9 protein-coding genes are annotated in these 16,057 nt (G+C 61.1%); 5 read left to right on the forward strand and 4 right to left on the reverse strand.

Annotation, left to right across the window (positions count from 1 at the left end; all coding sequences use genetic code 11):
- Positions 1-103: 103 nt before the first annotated feature.
- Positions 104-2,221 (forward strand): EAL domain-containing protein, encoded by a 2,118-nt coding sequence (locus AABM52_RS13840; protein WP_347912321.1) that lies wholly within the window; start codon positions 104-106, stop codon positions 2,219-2,221.
- Between the two features lie 85 nt (positions 2,222-2,306).
- Positions 2,307-3,053, forward strand: a complete 747-nt coding sequence (locus tag AABM52_RS13845) for an SDR family oxidoreductase (RefSeq protein ID WP_223466975.1) — start codon at positions 2,307-2,309, stop codon at positions 3,051-3,053.
- A gap of 152 nt (positions 3,054-3,205) precedes the next feature.
- Here the strand turns inward: AABM52_RS13845 and mapR are convergent, their stop codons facing one another.
- The 3 genes from mapR to AABM52_RS13860 form a co-directional block, all read right to left on the reverse strand.
- Entirely contained in the window at positions 3,206-4,615 is a 1,410-nt protein-coding gene (gene mapR / locus AABM52_RS13850; protein WP_347912322.1) for a GntR family transcriptional regulator MpaR, read from the reverse strand.
- A 130-nt stretch (positions 4,616-4,745) separates the two neighbouring features.
- Complete coding sequence (gene ccoG / locus AABM52_RS13855) at positions 4,746-6,158, reverse strand: cytochrome c oxidase accessory protein CcoG (RefSeq protein ID WP_347912324.1); 1,413 nt, start codon at positions 6,156-6,158, stop codon at positions 4,746-4,748.
- Positions 6,159-6,416: 258 nt separating this feature from the next.
- A complete protein-coding gene (locus AABM52_RS13860; protein ID WP_347912325.1) occupies positions 6,417-6,653 on the reverse strand; it encodes a hypothetical protein in 237 nt (78 codons plus the stop codon).
- Between the two features lie 546 nt (positions 6,654-7,199).
- On the opposite strand from AABM52_RS13860, the gene AABM52_RS13865 reads away from it, so the two are divergent.
- Genes AABM52_RS13865 through glgB form a run of 3 tightly spaced genes read left to right on the forward strand, consistent with a single transcriptional unit; the run spans position 7,200 to position 14,829 of the window.
- Positions 7,200-9,197 carry an alpha-1,4-glucan--maltose-1-phosphate maltosyltransferase gene (locus tag AABM52_RS13865; protein ID WP_347912326.1) on the forward strand — a complete coding sequence of 666 codons (1,998 nt, stop codon included), beginning with the start codon at positions 7,200-7,202 and terminating at the stop codon, positions 9,195-9,197.
- A 56-nt stretch (positions 9,198-9,253) separates the two neighbouring features.
- On the forward strand, positions 9,254-12,595 hold the full coding sequence (treS, locus tag AABM52_RS13870; RefSeq protein ID WP_347912327.1) for a maltose alpha-D-glucosyltransferase: 3,342 nt from the start codon (positions 9,254-9,256) through the stop codon (positions 12,593-12,595).
- Positions 12,596-12,597: 2 nt separating this feature from the next.
- Entirely contained in the window at positions 12,598-14,829 is a 2,232-nt protein-coding gene (gene glgB / locus AABM52_RS13875) for a 1,4-alpha-glucan branching protein GlgB (protein WP_347912328.1), read from the forward strand.
- A gap of 117 nt (positions 14,830-14,946) precedes the next feature.
- Here the strand turns inward: glgB and AABM52_RS13880 are convergent, their stop codons facing one another.
- Positions 14,947-16,014 carry an autotransporter outer membrane beta-barrel domain-containing protein gene (locus AABM52_RS13880; RefSeq protein WP_347912329.1) on the reverse strand — a complete coding sequence of 356 codons (1,068 nt, stop codon included), beginning with the start codon at positions 16,012-16,014 and terminating at the stop codon, positions 14,947-14,949.
- Between the last annotated feature and the right edge of the window lie 43 nt (positions 16,015-16,057).

Below are 16,057 nucleotides of genomic sequence, written 5' to 3' on the forward strand. Positions count from 1 at the left end.
GCTCATTTTGTGAGTGCGTTCTCATTTGGAATCAGTACAATCGCCGCATTTGCCCCCCAGCGAGAATCAATACCAATAAGGGGGGCGTTCGCGAGAAGTCTCCATGCTCATAGGCAGCTATTCCCCCACCTTGGTCATCATTTCGCTCTGTGTAGCGATTCTCGCCTCATACACCGCACTCGATCTGACCGGACGCATTGCCACCGCCAAAGGCCGCGCCGTGCATTTGTGGACCGCGGGCGGGGCCGTTGCCATGGGCATCGGCATCTGGTCGATGCACTTTATCGGCATGCTCGCGTTCAAGTTGCCGATCAACCTGGGGTACGACGGCGCCATCACCCTGTTGTCGCTGCTGATCGGCGTGCTCTCCAGCGGTTTTGCGCTGTGGCTGGTCAGCCAGCCGCAATTGCCTGCCTGGCAGTTGGCCTTTGGCGCGTTGGTCATGGGCGCCGGCATCAGCGCAATGCACTACACCGGCATGGCCGCCATGCGCATGCAGCCGGGCATCGACTACGACCCGACGCTGTTCGGCGCCTCGCTGCTGATCGCTGTCGGTGCTTCGGGCGCGGCATTGTGGATCGCTTTCCATCTGCGCCAGCACACACCTTATGTCCGTCTGATCCGTGGTGGCGCCGCGGTGATCATGGGCATCGCCATCGTCGGCATGCACTACACGGGGATGGCCGCCGCACGCTTTGCCGACGGCAGTTTTTGTGGCGCGGCAGTCAATGGATTGAGCGGCAATGGCCTGGACAACCTGGTGCTGATCACCACGTTGGCGGTGCTGAGCATTGCCTTGCTGACCTCGATCCTCGATGCACGCCTGGAAGCTCGCACCGCGAGCCTTGCCCATTCGCTGACCGAGGCCAACCGTGAACTGACCCAACTGGCCCTGCACGACACCCTCACCGGGTTGCCGAACCGGACGTTGCTCGCTGATCGAATCGATCAAGCCATGTCGCGGGTCCGGCAAGACGGGGGGTGCTTTGCCCTGATGTTCATCGATCTGGACGGCTTCAAACCGGTCAACGATGCCTTCGGCCACCATATGGGTGATCTGTTGTTGCGCGAAGTGGCCGTGCGCCTGCGCGAAGACTTGCGCAGCCAGGACACCCTGGCGCGGATCGGCGGCGATGAGTTCGTGTTGCTGGTGCAATTGAGCGAACAGAACGACGCCTTGAACCTGGCGGCCCGTCAGGTCGGGTTGATCGCGCGCGCGTTCCGGGTTGCCGAACATGATTTGCACATTTCCGCCAGCGTCGGCATCGCGCTCTATCCGGGTAACGGGCTGTCCGCTCACGAATTGCTGATGAACGCCGACGCGGCGATGTATCACGCCAAGGGCGCGGGTAAAAACGGCTACAGCTTTTTCGACGTCTCGATGAACAGCAACGCCCGCAAACAGCTGCAATTGCTGCAGGACTTGCGCAACGCCGTGGAGCACCAGCAATTCAGCCTGCATTACCAGCCCAAGTTCGACGCCGCCAATGGCCGGCCAGTGGGCGCCGAGGCCCTATTGCGCTGGGAGCATCCGACGCAAGGGATGCTGTTGCCGGACAAGTTCATCGAAATGGCGGAAAAAACCGGTCTGATCATTCCGATCGGCGAGTGGGTGCTCAACGAAGCGTGTCGCCAGATGCGCGAGTGGTACGTGCTGGGCTACACCGACTGGCGCATCGCGGTGAACCTGTCGGCCATTCAGTTTTGCCATGCCGGGTTGGTCCAGAGCGTCGCCAAGGCGCTGGCGACGCACCATCTGCCGGCCAACAGCCTGACACTGGAAATCACCGAAACCACCGCCATGAGCGATGCCGATGCGAGCATGACAGTGCTTCAGGAACTGTCGGAAATGGGCGTCGACCTGTCCATCGACGATTTTGGTACCGGCTATTCGAGCTTGATGTACCTCAAGCGCCTGCCGGCCAACGAATTGAAAATCGACCGGGGATTTGTGCGGGATCTGGAGCACGACAGCGATGACGCCGCCATCGTCTCGGCCATTGTCGCCCTCGGCCAGGCGCTGGGGTTGCGCATTGTCGCCGAAGGTGTGGAAACCGGCGTGCAGCAGGACTTCCTGACTCAACTCGGCTGCGATTCGTTGCAGGGTTACTTGCTGGGGCATCCACTGCCCGCCGCAGGGTTCATGGTGGAAATCCATCGCGGGGAACAATTGGTCGAGCAGCTCAAAGCCAGTGCCGAGCGCGAGATGTCGATGACATGACAGCTGACGTGAAGCCATGCAAAAACCGCCAATGGCGGTTATTCTTGCCCCCGACCGCTTAAGCTTTGATTGGGGGAAAGCTCGCATGGACAAAGTCATCGTCATCACCGGCGGTAGCCGCGGCATTGGTGCCGCCACCGCTCTGTTGGCCGCCGCGCAGGGCTATCGGATCTGCATCAACTATCAGGCGGACGAACAGTCTGCACTCGCCGTGCTGGAGCAAGTCCGCGCCCTGGGTGCGCAAGCCATTGCGGTACGGGCCGATGTCAGCATCGAAGACGAAGTCATCGCGCTGTTCAATCGGGTCGACAGTGAACTGGGCCGGGTTACCGCGCTGGTGAACAACGCCGGCACCGTCGGGCAGAAGTCCCGGGTCGACGAAATGTCCGAGTTCCGCATTCTCAAGATCATGAAAACCAACGTCCTGGCGCCGATCCTCTGTGCCAAGCACGCGATCCTGCGCATGTCGCCCAGGCACGGCGGGCAGGGCGGCAGCATCGTCAACGTATCGTCGGTCGCCTCGCGTTTGGGATCACCCAACGAGTACGTGGATTACGCCGCCTCCAAAGGCGCGCTGGACACCTTCACCATCGGCCTGTCCAAGGAAGTGGCGGGTGAGGGGATTCGGGTCAACGCCGTGCGCCCCGGCTTCATCTATACCGATTTCCATGCCTTGAGCGGTGACCCGGATCGGGTCAGCAAGCTGGAGTCGGCGATTCCGATGGCCCGGGGCGGGCGTCCGGATGAGGTGGCGGAGGCGATTGTCTGGTTGCTGTCGGACAAGGCTTCTTACGCGACCGGGACTTTTGTTGACCTTGGTGGTGGGCGTTAACTCCTGAAGCAGGTGTTGTTTGCGCTGGCCTCATCGCGAGCAAGCTCGCTCCCACAGTGGATCTCCAGTGTTCACAGATATCGTGTACACCGATAAACCCTTGTGGGAGCGGGCTTGCTCGCGAAGGCGATAATGCAGGCAACATCCAACCATCAGAACGACCGCACAATCCGCCCCAATGTCTCCATCGCCTTCTCCGCATCCTCGGTCCACGGGCTGCCGTAATTCAGCCGAATACAATTCCTGAAGCGCTGGGTCGGTGAAAAGATCGGCCCCGGGGCAATGCTGATGCCGTGCGCCAACGCCATCTGGAACAACTTCAACGAATCCATCTGCTCCGGCAATTCCAGCCACAGGAAGTACCCGCCCGCCGGTTGGCTGACCCGTGTCTGTGCCGGGAAATAGCGGGCGATGGCGGCGAGCATGGCGCTCTGTTGATCCTCCAGCGCGTGGCGCAACTTGCGCAGGTGCCGGTCGTAGCCGCCGTGTTGCAGGTAATCGGCGATGGCCGCCTGGGCCGGCATCGAGGCGCACAGCGAGGTCATGAGTTTCAGCCGTTCGATTTTCTGCGCGTAACGCCCGGCGGCGACCCAGCCGATGCGGTAACCGGGGGCCAGACTCTTGGCGAACGAGCCGCAATGCATCACCAGGCCTTCGGTATCAAAGGCCTTGGCCGGTTTCGGCGCCTGCTGTCCGTAATAGAGTTCGGCGTAGACATCGTCTTCGATCAGCGGCACCTGGTGGCGCCGCAACAATTCCACAAGCTGCTGTTTCTTGGCCTCGGGCACGGTCGCGCCCATGGGGTTCTGGAAACTGGTCATGCACCAGCAAGCCTTGATCGGATGCCGCTCCAGCGTCTGTGCGAGCACGCCGAGGTCGATGCCATCGCGCGGGTGCACGGGGATTTCCACGGCCTTGAGTTTCAGGCGCTCGAGCACTTGCAGGCAGGCGTAGAACGCCGGGGCTTCGATGGCCACCAGATCGCCAGGCTCCGTTACCGCTTGCAGGCACAGGTTCAGGGCTTCCAGGGCGCCGTTGGTGATCAGCAACTCTTCCATGGGCAACATCAGCCCGCCGACCATGTAGCGCAGGGCGATTTGCCGGCGCAGTTGCGGATTGCCCGGTGACATGTCGGTGACCACCATGCGCGGGTCCATGTCGCGGCTGGCGCTGGCCAGGGAGCGGGACAAGCGTTGCAGGGGAAACAGCGTCGGGCTGGGGAACGCCGAGCCGAAGGGCACGGTGTTCGGGTCCTTGATCGAGTCGAGCACCGAGAACACCAGTTCGCTGACGTCGACCTCGGTGGACTCATTGACCTGGCTGCTGATCACCGGCTCGGAAAACGGCCGGGGTGCGTGGGCGTTGACGAAATAGCCGGAGCGCGGGCGAGCGCGGATCAGGCCGCGACGTTCCAGCAGGTAATAGGCCTGGAACACCGTGGACGGGCTGACGCCGTAGGTCTGGCTGGCGTAGCGCACCGACGGCACCCGCTGGCCGGGACCCAGGACGCCGGAGCGGATCAGTTCTGCGATGTCGTCGGCGAATTTTTCGTAGCGTTTCATCGAGTGCCCGGAAGGTTGTCATTCAAGAAAATCGAGGTGACTTCATCGCGGGCAAGCCCGCTCCCACATGGACGATGCAATTCCTGTGGGAGCGGGCTTGCCCGCGATGGCAGCACCGCAGTCTAAGGGATCACCGATTCATCGGCGCAACAAACCGGCTCTTCGCCACGCTGTAGACGCCGGGCTCATCGCTGTCGATCACCTTGAAACCGATGCTCTGCGAACTGCTGGCCGGACGCTCCGTGAGCATCGCCACCGACACCGGCACATCGACAATTTCCCCCGGCGCGAGGCTGAATTCGGTCCTGCCCTGCAACTGGAAGCCATCGGCATCCACCAGGCTCAATTGATAGTCCTGACGCTGCTGGGTTTTGTTGATCACCTTCAGACTGTAGATGTTTTCGATCTGCCCCTGGCTGTTCTCACGGAACAGGCCCCGGTCCTTGCTGACGTCGAGGGACACCATCGGCCGTTCCACCAGCGCCACCACCAGGGCTGCGATCATCACCAGCAGCACGGCGGTGTAGCCGATCAGGCGCGGACGCAGCAGGTGTGTCTTGCCACCCTGCAACTGATGCTCGGACGTGTAGCTGATCAACCCGCGCTCATAGCCCATTTTGTCCATGATCGAATCACAGGCGTCGATGCAGGCGGCGCAACCGATGCACTCCATCTGCAAGCCGTCGCGAATGTCGATGCCGGTGGGGCAGACCTGTACACAGAGCTGGCAGTCGATGCAATCACCCAGTCCGACTTCGGCGGGTTTGACCTCGCGTTTGCGCGGGCCACGGTTTTCGCCTCGGGCCACGTCGTAGGAAATGGTCAGGGTGTCCTTGTCGAACATCACGCTCTGGAAGCGTGCGTAGGGGCACATGTGCATGCACACCGCTTCACGCAGCCAACCGGCATTGATGTACGTGGCGCCGGTAAAAAACAGCACCCAGAACAGGCTGACGCCACTCATCTGGAAGGTCAGCAGCTCTTCGGCCAACGGCCGGATCGGCGTGAAGTAGCCGACGAAGGTCAGGCCGGTCAGCAGGCTGATGGCCAGCCACAAGGTGTGCTTGGCCGAGCGACGCATCAGCTTGTTCAGGCCCCACGGCGCGGCTTGCAACTTGATCCGCTGGTTGCGTTCGCCTTCGGTGATCTTCTCGCACCACATGAAGATCCAGGTCCACGAACTTTGCGGGCATGTGTAGCCGCACCAGACCCGGCCCGCGAACACGGTGATGGCAAACAGGCCGAACGCGGCGATGATCAGCAGCGCCGAGAGCAGGATGAAATCCTGCGGCCAGAAGGTCGCGCCGAAGATATGGAACTTGCTTTCGGAAAGGTCCCAGAGCACCGCCTGGCGGCCGCCCCAGTTCAGCCACACGGTGCCGAAAAACAGCAAAAACAGAAATCCCGCGCCGCTGATGCGCAGGTTGCGGAACAGCCCGGTGAAACTGCGGGTGTGGATCAGGTTGTCGCTGGATTTGGCCTTCGTCTTTGGGCGCGAAGGCTCGAATGTTTCTACGGTTCGGACGGGGATTCTTTCGCTCATGGTCTTTCGCTCATCAGCCTCCATCAGGCATGAGCACTATGAGCGGCGATCTGTTTGCATAACAGACTCAGGTATTGCATTAAAAAGCGGATCAGATGGCTGTGTTTGCACGGCCTGCGACAACTTGAAGCACCCGTCGCACAAAGCTGCAAACGCCTATGCAAAACAGCGGCGGCGGGTGTTGATCAACGTCAGTCAAATCACCGAATCACTGTTGAAGGCTTTAAAGTGCCGGCGTCCATCCACCGCGCCTGCCTGTCAGGGATTCACCCCGTCTGTGGAGGTAGTTTCACAACCTGATTCCTGCTCGTTGCTTTGCGTTTGTGAGAGCTCGTGCTGGCTGTAGTCAATATCACCCTGCAACAGATGATTCTCCAGATCCCTGATGATCGAGCTTCTGGTTGATGGTTCTGAGGGGTTGCGTTCGGCTTCGAAGCAAAGAAATTCGTAGTTGAATATTTTCAAAGGAAGGCCAGCCGTCGATTGGTCGTTCACGGTTGAGCGCGTGGTGCTGTGCGCTAGCTCTGCTTGTGAATTCGCTGACGCTGGAAAAAATCGTTTTCATGGCTGGCCACGCTCAAGGCTGACGGAGTGATGGCTATTTAAGGTGGGGGGTGTAAGTTTCGTAAAGTGTCGGGCGGGCAGAATTGCCGCTTCAGGACCGGTACTACGCGTTCTTGGGAAATGTCATTCATTTTTATGGTCGTCCCTGGTTTCTACGCAGGAACGACCAATTGTCGTCATTCAGGATTCATAATCACCGGCGGTATCGTCGTTGGAGGTTCTTCCTTTGGCGGTGGGGTCGTGGCAGGAACGGATTGTTCATTGTTCAAGCCTCCAGTGGCACATGGCGTGAGTCGTGCTTAAGTAGGTGGACTGGTTGGTTGACCGCAGCGCGTAGGACTTGATTCCGGAAATTGTCGATGAAACTTTCCCGGCGGCTGTCGCTCGGAACCTAAGTGACTTCATCCCCAGGCGGATTGCCCGGCGGGGTGGTGACCAGACACAAGCGCGTCCATGGGGCGTAAGGAGAGAGGCTCGATGACGGCTGAAAAACCGACTGAGTTGAGCTACAACCCGCACATGCCGCTGTCGCAGGCGTTGTTGCTGCCGCGTATTGTCATTGAAAACATCATGCCGACCCTTGAAGGCGGGCAGTTTGCGGTCAAGGCCGTGGTGGGGCAGGACGTGGTGGTGACGGCCAAGGTCTTCGCCGACGGGCATGACAAACTGGCGGTTCGCGTGCGCTGGCGGGCCGAAGACGAGGACGTCTGGCAAAGCGCGGCCATGCACGACTTGGGCAACAACGGTTGGCAAGGTCAGTTCCGGGTCGACAGCCAGGGCCGTTATCTGTTCTGTATCGAAGCCTGGATCGATCAGTTCGCCAGTTTTTGCTACGAGCTGGAAAAGAAGCATGCGGCGGCGGTGCCCGTCAGCCTGGAATTGCAGGAAGGGCGGATTCATGTGCAACAAGCCGCCGAACGCAGCGAAGGGCAACTCAGCGAGCAACTGGCGGCCCTGCACCATGAACTGTCAGGGCTGCTTGAAACCGAGCAGATTGCACTGTTTTTGCACCCGCGTAGCGCTGACCTCATGGCCCGCGTCGATCATCGCGCCTACCTGAGCCTGAGCCCGGAATACCCGGTGGATGTGGAGCGCGAACTGGCCCAGTTCGCCAGTTGGTATGAATTGTTCCCGCGTTCGATCACCGACAGTCCGACCCGCCATGGCACCTTCAATGACGTGCATTCGCGGCTGGCGATGATCCAGGACATGGGTTTCGACGTGCTGTATTTCCCGCCGATCCATCCGATCGGGCGTAGCTACCGCAAAGGCCCGAACAACTCGCTGACGGCGGGTTCCGATGACCCGGGCAGCCCCTATGCGATTGGCAGCGAGGAGGGTGGGCACGAGGCGATTCACTCGCAATTGGGCACCCGCGAAGACTTCCGCCGACTGGTGGCAGCCGCTGCGGCCCATGGCCTGGAAATCGCCCTGGATTTTGCCATCCAGTGCTCCCAGGACCATCCATGGCTCAAACAACACCCCGGCTGGTTCAACTGGCGACCGGACGGCACGATCAAATACGCGGAGAACCCGCCGAAGAAATACCAGGACATCGTCAACGTCGACTTCTATGCCCCCGAGGCGATTCCGAGCCTGTGGTTGGAACTGCGGGACATCGTGGTCGGCTGGGTCGAGGAGGGCGTGAAGATCTTCCGCGTCGATAACCCGCACACCAAACCGTTGCCGTTCTGGCAGTGGCTGATCGCCGATGTACGGGCGCTGTACCCCGAGGTGATCTTCCTCGCCGAAGCCTTTACCACCCCGGCAATGATGGCGCGCCTGGGCAAGGTCGGTTATTCCCAGAGCTACACCTATTTCACCTGGCGCAACACCAAGGCCGAACTGGCGACCTACTTCACTGAACTCAACGAATCGCCGTGGCGCGAATGCTACCGACCGAATTTTTTCGTCAATACGCCGGACATCAACCCGGCGTTCCTCCACGAATCCGGGCGCCCCGGGTTTCTCATCCGCGCCGTGCTGGCGACCATGGGCTCGGGCCTGTGGGGCATGTATTCGGGGTTCGAACTATGCGAGTCGGCGCCGGTGCCGGGCAAGGAGGAGTACCTCGATTCCGAGAAGTACGAGATCCGCCCCAGGGACTTCAATGCGCCGGGCAACATCATTGCCGAGATCGCCCAACTCAACCGCATACGCCGGCAGAACCCGGCGTTGCACACGCATCTGGGCCTGAAGGTTTACAACGCGTGGAACGACAACATCCTGTACTTCGGCAAGCGCAGTGCCGATGGCGGCAATTTCATTCTGGTGGCGGTCAGCCTAGATCCGCACAACCTGCAGGAGGCGAACTTCGAATTGCCATTGTGGGAAATGGGCCTGCCGGACTACGCCAGCACCCATGGCGAAGACCTGATGAATGGCCATCGCTGGACCTGGCACGGCAAGCAGCAATTCATGCGGATCGACCCGGCGTATCAGCCGTTCGGGATTTGGAGAATTACCGCCTCTTGAGAACACCACAGGGGATTCTCAGCCTGTGGCCAAGATGAATTCACCAGGAGTTTCACATGGCGAAGAAACCCAAGGCAGCCACGTTCATCAATGACCCGCTCTGGTACAAAGACGCGGTGATCTATCAAGTTCACGTCAAATCGTATTTCGACTCCAACAACGACGGAATCGGCGACTTTCCCGGCCTCATCGCCAAGCTCGACTACATCGCCGACCTGGGCGTCAACACCATCTGGCTGTTGCCGTTCTATCCCTCCCCACGGCGCGACGACGGTTATGACATTGCCGAGTACCGCGGCGTACACGGCGACTACGGCACCATGGCCGATGCCCGGCGGTTCATTGCCGAGGCGCACAAACGCGGTCTGCGGGTGATCACCGAGCTGGTCATCAACCACACCTCTGACCAGCACCCGTGGTTCCAGCGGGCGCGCAAGGCCAAACCCGGATCGGCGGCGCGGGACTTCTACGTGTGGTCCGATGACGATCAGAAATACGACGGCACTCGCATCATTTTCCTCGATACAGAGAAGTCCAACTGGACCTGGGACCCGGTGGCCGGCCAATACTTCTGGCACCGTTTCTACTCCCACCAGCCGGACCTGAACTTCGATAACCCGCAAGTCATGAAAGCGGTGCTGTCGGTGATGCGTTACTGGCTCGACATGGGCATTGACGGCTTGCGCCTGGACGCGATTCCCTACCTGATCGAACGCGACGGCACCAACAACGAGAACCTGCCGGAAACCCACGACGTGCTGAAAAAGATCCGTGCGGAAATCGACGCCAACTACCCCGACCGCATGCTGCTGGCCGAGGCCAATCAGTGGCCGGAAGACACCCAGCTGTACTTCGGCGACACCGATAAAAAGGGCCTGAACGGCGACGAATGTCACATGGCCTTTCACTTCCCGTTGATGCCGCGCATGTACATGGCGCTGGCCCAGGAAGATCGCTTCCCGATTACCGACATTCTGCGCCAGACCCCGGATATCCCCGCCAACTGCCAATGGGCAATCTTCCTGCGCAACCACGATGAGCTGACCCTGGAGATGGTCACCGACAAGGAACGCGACTACCTGTGGAATTACTACGCCGCCGATCGCCGGGCGCGGATCAACCTGGGGATTCGCCGTCGCCTGGCGCCGCTGATGGAGCGCGACCGCCGCCGGGTCGAGCTGCTCAACAGCCTGCTGCTGTCCATGCCCGGCACGCCGACCCTGTATTACGGCGACGAAATCGGCATGGGCGACAACATCTACCTCGGCGATCGCGACGGTGTGCGCACGCCGATGCAATGGTCCATCGACCGCAACGGCGGTTTTTCCCGCGCCGATCCGGCGAGTCTGGTGTTGCCGCCGATCATGGACCCGCAATATGGCTACCTGTCGGTCAACGTCGAAACCCAGGCCGGCGACCCCCATTCGTTGTTGAACTGGACCCGACGCCTGCTCGCCGTGCGCAAGCAATCCAAGGCCTTCGGGCGCGGTACGTTGAAGATGCTGTCGCCGAGCAACCGGCGGATTCTGGCCTACACCCGCGAATACACCGGGGTGGACGGCAAACACGAAGTCATTCTGTGCGTGGCCAACGTGTCGCGCAGTGCCCAGGCCGCCGAGCTGGATCTGTCTGCCTACGTCGGCATGGTGCCGGTGGAAATGCTCGGGGGGAACGCGTTCCCGCCCATCGGCCAGCTGAATTTCCTCCTGACCCTGGCGCCTTACGGCTTCTACTGGTTCGGCCTCGCCGCGGAAAACCAGATGCCGAGCTGGCACGTGGAGCCCGCACAGAGCCTGCCGGACTTCACCACGCTGGTGCTGAAAAAGCGCATGGAGGAATTGCTGGAGGCGCCGTCACGCACCACGCTGGAGCAAAGCATCCTGCCCAACTGGTTGCAGAACCGCCGCTGGTTCGCGGGCAAGGACGCCGCCATCGAACAGGTCGATCTGGCCTATGGCGTGCGGTTCGGCGATCCACAGCATCCGGTGCTGTTCAGCGAGATCAATGTCACCAGCGGCGGTCAGAGCAGTCGCTACCAGTTGCCGTTCGGCTTTATCCCGGAGGATCAGGTCGGTACTCCGTTGCCGCAGCAACTGGCATTGTCGCGGGTACGGCGCGGACGCCAGGTCGGCCTGATCACCGACGCCTTCAGCCTGGACACCTTTGTGCATGCCGTAATGCAGGGCATTCAGGCCGGCACCGTATTGGCCTCCAGCGACGGCGACATTCGTTTCGAGTCCACCGCGGAGCTGGAAAAACTCGGCCTCAATGCCGAGTCGCCGGTACGTTACCTGTCCGCCGAACAGTCCAACAGTTCGGTGGTGATCGGCAATAGCCTGGTGCTGAAACTGATCCGCAAGGTCGCCAGCGGTGTGCACCCTGAGCTTGAAATGAGCGCGTACCTGACCGAAGCCGGGTTCAGCAATATTTCGCCATTGCTGGGGGCCGTGGTGCGCCGGGACGGGGCGGGTGAAGACAATTTGCTGATGATCGCCCAAGGCTATCTGAGCAATCAGGGTGATGCCTGGGAGTGGACGCAGAACAACCTCGAGCGGGCGCTGCGCGATGAACTGGCCGACGCTATGTCCGAGCAGGAACAGCATTACAACGCGCTCGGCGAACTGAAAGATTTCGCCGCTATGCTCGGTCAGCGCCTGGGGGAAATGCACCAGGTGCTGGCGGCGCCGAGTGCCAACCCGGACTTCTTGCCCCAGGTCACCACGCAGAAAGAGGCGCTGGCCTCGGCCAGGGACGTCGCGGCGCAAATCGAGCACGCGCTGAACTTGCTCAAGCAGCATAAGAATCAACTGAACCCGGCGAACCAGACTCTGGTCGGCCGTTTACTGGACAACAGGAAAGCCATCCTCGGCCATGTACAAGCGTTGGGCAAAAAGACCGCGGGCGGCTTGCGCATTCGTGTGCACGGCGACCTGCATCTGGGGCAGGTGCTGGTGATCAAGGGCGATGCCTACCTGATCGACTTCGAGGGCGAACCGGCCCGGCCATTGCATGAACGACGGGGCAAACACAGCCCGTACAAGGATGCCAGCGGCGTGCTGCGTTCCTTCGACTATGCGGCGGCGATGGCGATCAATGTGCAGAGCGTCGACAACACCGCGGCGGCCGATGCCGCACGCTTGCGGGTCACCGATCGCTACTTGAGCGAGGCGCGGCAGGCATTTGTCGACGCTTATCGGCTGGCGGCAGCTAGTCTTGCCCATGCATGGCAAGATCCCGAAGGCGAGGATGCCGCGCTGGCGTTGTTCGGTCTGGAGAAGGCGGCGTATGAAGTGGCCTATGAGGCGGAAAATCGCCCCACCTGGTTGCCCGTGCCGTTGCACGGTTTATATGGATTATTGAGTGGGCTTAAACCCTTTTCCGATCTTGGTGGAGAGTAGTCATGAGTGTCTCGAACAAGGAACAGGGTCATCACAAAGAAGCGCTGCTGCCCAGGGCGCGGGATATCGATGCATTGGTGCGTGCCGAGCATATCGATCCTTTCGCCATTCTCGGCCCCCACGCCGATGGCGCCGGCGGGCAATTCATTCGTGCGTATCTGCCGGGCGCCCTGAGTGTGCAGGTGCTGGCCAGGGACTCCGGTGAAGAGCTGGGTCAACTTGAAGCCACAGAGACCCCGGGGTTGTTCGTCGGCCATTTCCAGCGCGCGCAAGCGTATCTGCTGCGCACCCGTTGGGCCGGCGGCGAGCAAACCGCAGAAGATCCTTACAGCTTCGGCCCTTTGTTGGGCGAAATGGATTTGTACCTGTTTGCCGAAGGCAATCACCGCGACCTCAGCGGGTGCCTGGGTGCGCAACTGAAAACCGTGGACGGCGTCGACGGCGTGCGTTTTGCCGTATGGGCGCCGAATGCCCGGCGGGTGTCGGTGGTCGGTGATTTCAACGTCTGGGACGGGCGTCGGCATCCGATGCGCCTGCGTCATCCCACCGGTGTCTGGGAGTTGTTCATTCCGCGCCTGCAAGCCGGGGACACCTACAAATACGAGATTCTCGGCGCCCACGGCATTTTGCCGTTGAAGGCCGATCCCATGGCGCTGGCCACCAGCCTGCCACCGGACACCGCCTCGAAAGTCGCCTCACCCTTGAACATCGACTGGCAGGACCAGGACTGGATGATGTCCCGGGGGGACCGCCAGCGGGTGACGGCGCCGTTGTCGATCTACGAATTGCACGCCGGCTCGTGGCAATGCGAGCTGGACGACCTGGGTGAAGTGGCCCGCCAGTACACCTGGCCCGAATTGACCGAGCGGCTGATTCCCTATGTCAAAGACCTGGGCTTCACCCACATCGAACTGATGCCGATCATGGAGCATCCATTCGGCGGTTCGTGGGGCTATCAGTTGCTGTCGCAATTCGCGCCGAGTGCGCGCTATGGCACGCCGGACCAGTTCGCCGCGTTCATCAACGCCTGCCACCAGGCCGAACTCGGGGTGATTCTCGATTGGGTGCCGGCGCATTTCCCCACCGATACCCACGGCCTGGCCCAGTTTGACGGCACGGCGCTCTACGAGTACGGCAACCCGCAGGAAGGTTTCCATCAGGACTGGGACACGCTGATCTACAACCTGGGGCGCACCGAAGTGCACGGCTACATGCTGGCGTCTGCGCTGCACTGGCTCAAGCATTTCCATGTCGACGGCCTGCGGGTCGATGCGGTGGCCTCGATGCTGTATCGCGACTACTCGCGCAAGGCCGGCGAGTGGGTGCCGAACCGCCATGGCGGGCGGGAGAACCTGGAAGCCATCGACTTCCTGCGTCACCTCAATGACGTGGTGGCCCTCGAAGCACCCGGTGCGCTGGTGATCGCCGAAGAATCCACCGCATGGCCGGGTGTCAGCCAGGGCACGCAACAGGGTGGCCTGGGCTTTGCCTACAAATGGAACATGGGCTGGATGCACGATTCGCTGCATTACATTCAGCAGGACCCGGTGTACCGCGCCCATCACCACAACGAGCTGAGTTTCGGCCTGGTGTATGCGTGGTCCGAGCGCTTCATCCTGCCGATCTCCCACGATGAAGTGGTGCATGGGAAGCACTCGCTGATCGACAAGATGCCCGGCGACCGCTGGCAGAAATTCGCCAACCTGCGGGCCTACCTGAGTTTCATGTGGGCCCATCCGGGCAAGAAACTGTTGTTCATGGGCTGTGAATTCGGCCAGTGGCGCGAGTGGAACCATGACCAGCAACTGGACTGGTACCTGTTGCAATACCCCGAGCACAAGGGCGTGCAGAAACTGGTGGCCGACCTGAACCGCTTGTACCGCGAAGAGCCGGCGCTGCATGAGCAGGACGACGTGCCCCAGGGTTTCCAGTGGCTCATCGGCGATGATGCGATCAACAGCGTTTATGCGTGGTTGCGCTGGAGCAAGGACGGCAAGCCGGTGCTGGTGGTGGCCAACTTTACGCCGGTGCCACGGGAGGCTTATCGCGTCGGGGTGCCGTTTGCCGGGCAGTGGAACGAGGTGCTCAACAGCGACTCGTCGATCTATGCCGGTTCCAACTACGGCAACAGTGGCGGGGCGGTTGCCGAAGAGGTGCCGAGCCATGGCCAGGCGTTGTCGCTGGTGCTGAATTTGCCGCCGTTGGCGGTGTTGATGTTAAGGCCGCAGGGCTGATCCTAAGTCGGCGGTGCTGCCTTTCGCGAGCAGGCTCGCTCCCACACTGAATGGATGTGGGAGCGAGCCTGCTCGCGAAGGGGCCAGCCTGGTCAAATCATCTTTTGAAGTATTCCCTCACCAGCGCATCCGTATCCCCAGGCTGCCAATCAACCCGTTCAAGTCATTGTCGTCCACGTCGCTGCTGTAGTCGGCGCTGACGTACAGGCTCACCGACGGCGTCACCCGGGCCACCAGACCCAGACCCAGTTCGACGGTCGAGGATTTGCGGCTGCTGCTGATCTTGTCGACCTGGTCGAGGGTGACGGTGTTGCCGGTGTAAACCGTGTGCCACAAGTTGGTCCGCACATAAGGTTCGACCGGCAGGCCGCTGATGTTGTAACTGCCTTGCAAGCGCGCACCGACCCGGCCGCTCCACGAGTTCAGGTCAGTTGAAGAGGCGTTGCCGGATCCGGCATAAGGGGCGTCCAGGCTGATGCGCTGATTGATCAACTGTGCCTGGGGCTCAAACACCCAGTTTTCGCCCAGGCCGATGGGGAAGCCACCCTCCACCGACAGTGTCATCGCGCGGCCCTCGGTGGCTTGCCGGGCTCCTTTCACATTACGGCTGAAGCCGCTGACCCGGCCACCGCTGGCGGTCAGGTCGACGTGCCAGCCTTGTGGTCCGGTCAGGCTCCAGTAGGCGCCGAGGCTATGCCCCTGGAGGTTGAGCCTGTCGCTGTCGGGATCGGACATTGCCGGGGTGATCTGTGCGCCGTGGTTGTTGAGCTGGTACTGACTCGTGCCGCCGACCAGACCGACCCTTTGCGTATGGCCGCTGGCGCTTTGCACGGTGAGGATCGCCGGGCCTTTGAGTGCGTGGGTGCCGGGGACGGCCAGCCCTTGGGACAGGTAATCGGTTTGTGCCTGGCGAGAGGGCTGGCCGTAGAGTTGGTCCCAGTCCGTGGGCGATGCGTCTTCGGTGGTCAGGCTGGAGCTGCGTAGATCGGGATGAGCGCTGAATTGACCGGGATAGGTGACTGCGACAGTAGACAAACCGAGCGTCGGGATGTCCTGGCGATACCACGGGGTTGTTTCCTGCTCGTCGGTGGCGGCCAGTATTTCCATGGCGGAACACAGCAGGAGTGAACTCGACACCGTGCAAAAAGTGACTTTGATCTCTTGTGGGGTGAGTGAAATGTTCATGGAGGTCTACCTTGCGGTCGCATGAGGTATCTCGCTCTGGCGT

It is taken from the genome of Pseudomonas grandcourensis, assembly GCF_039909015.1.
GTDB lineage: Bacteria > Pseudomonadota > Gammaproteobacteria > Pseudomonadales > Pseudomonadaceae > Aquipseudomonas > Aquipseudomonas grandcourensis.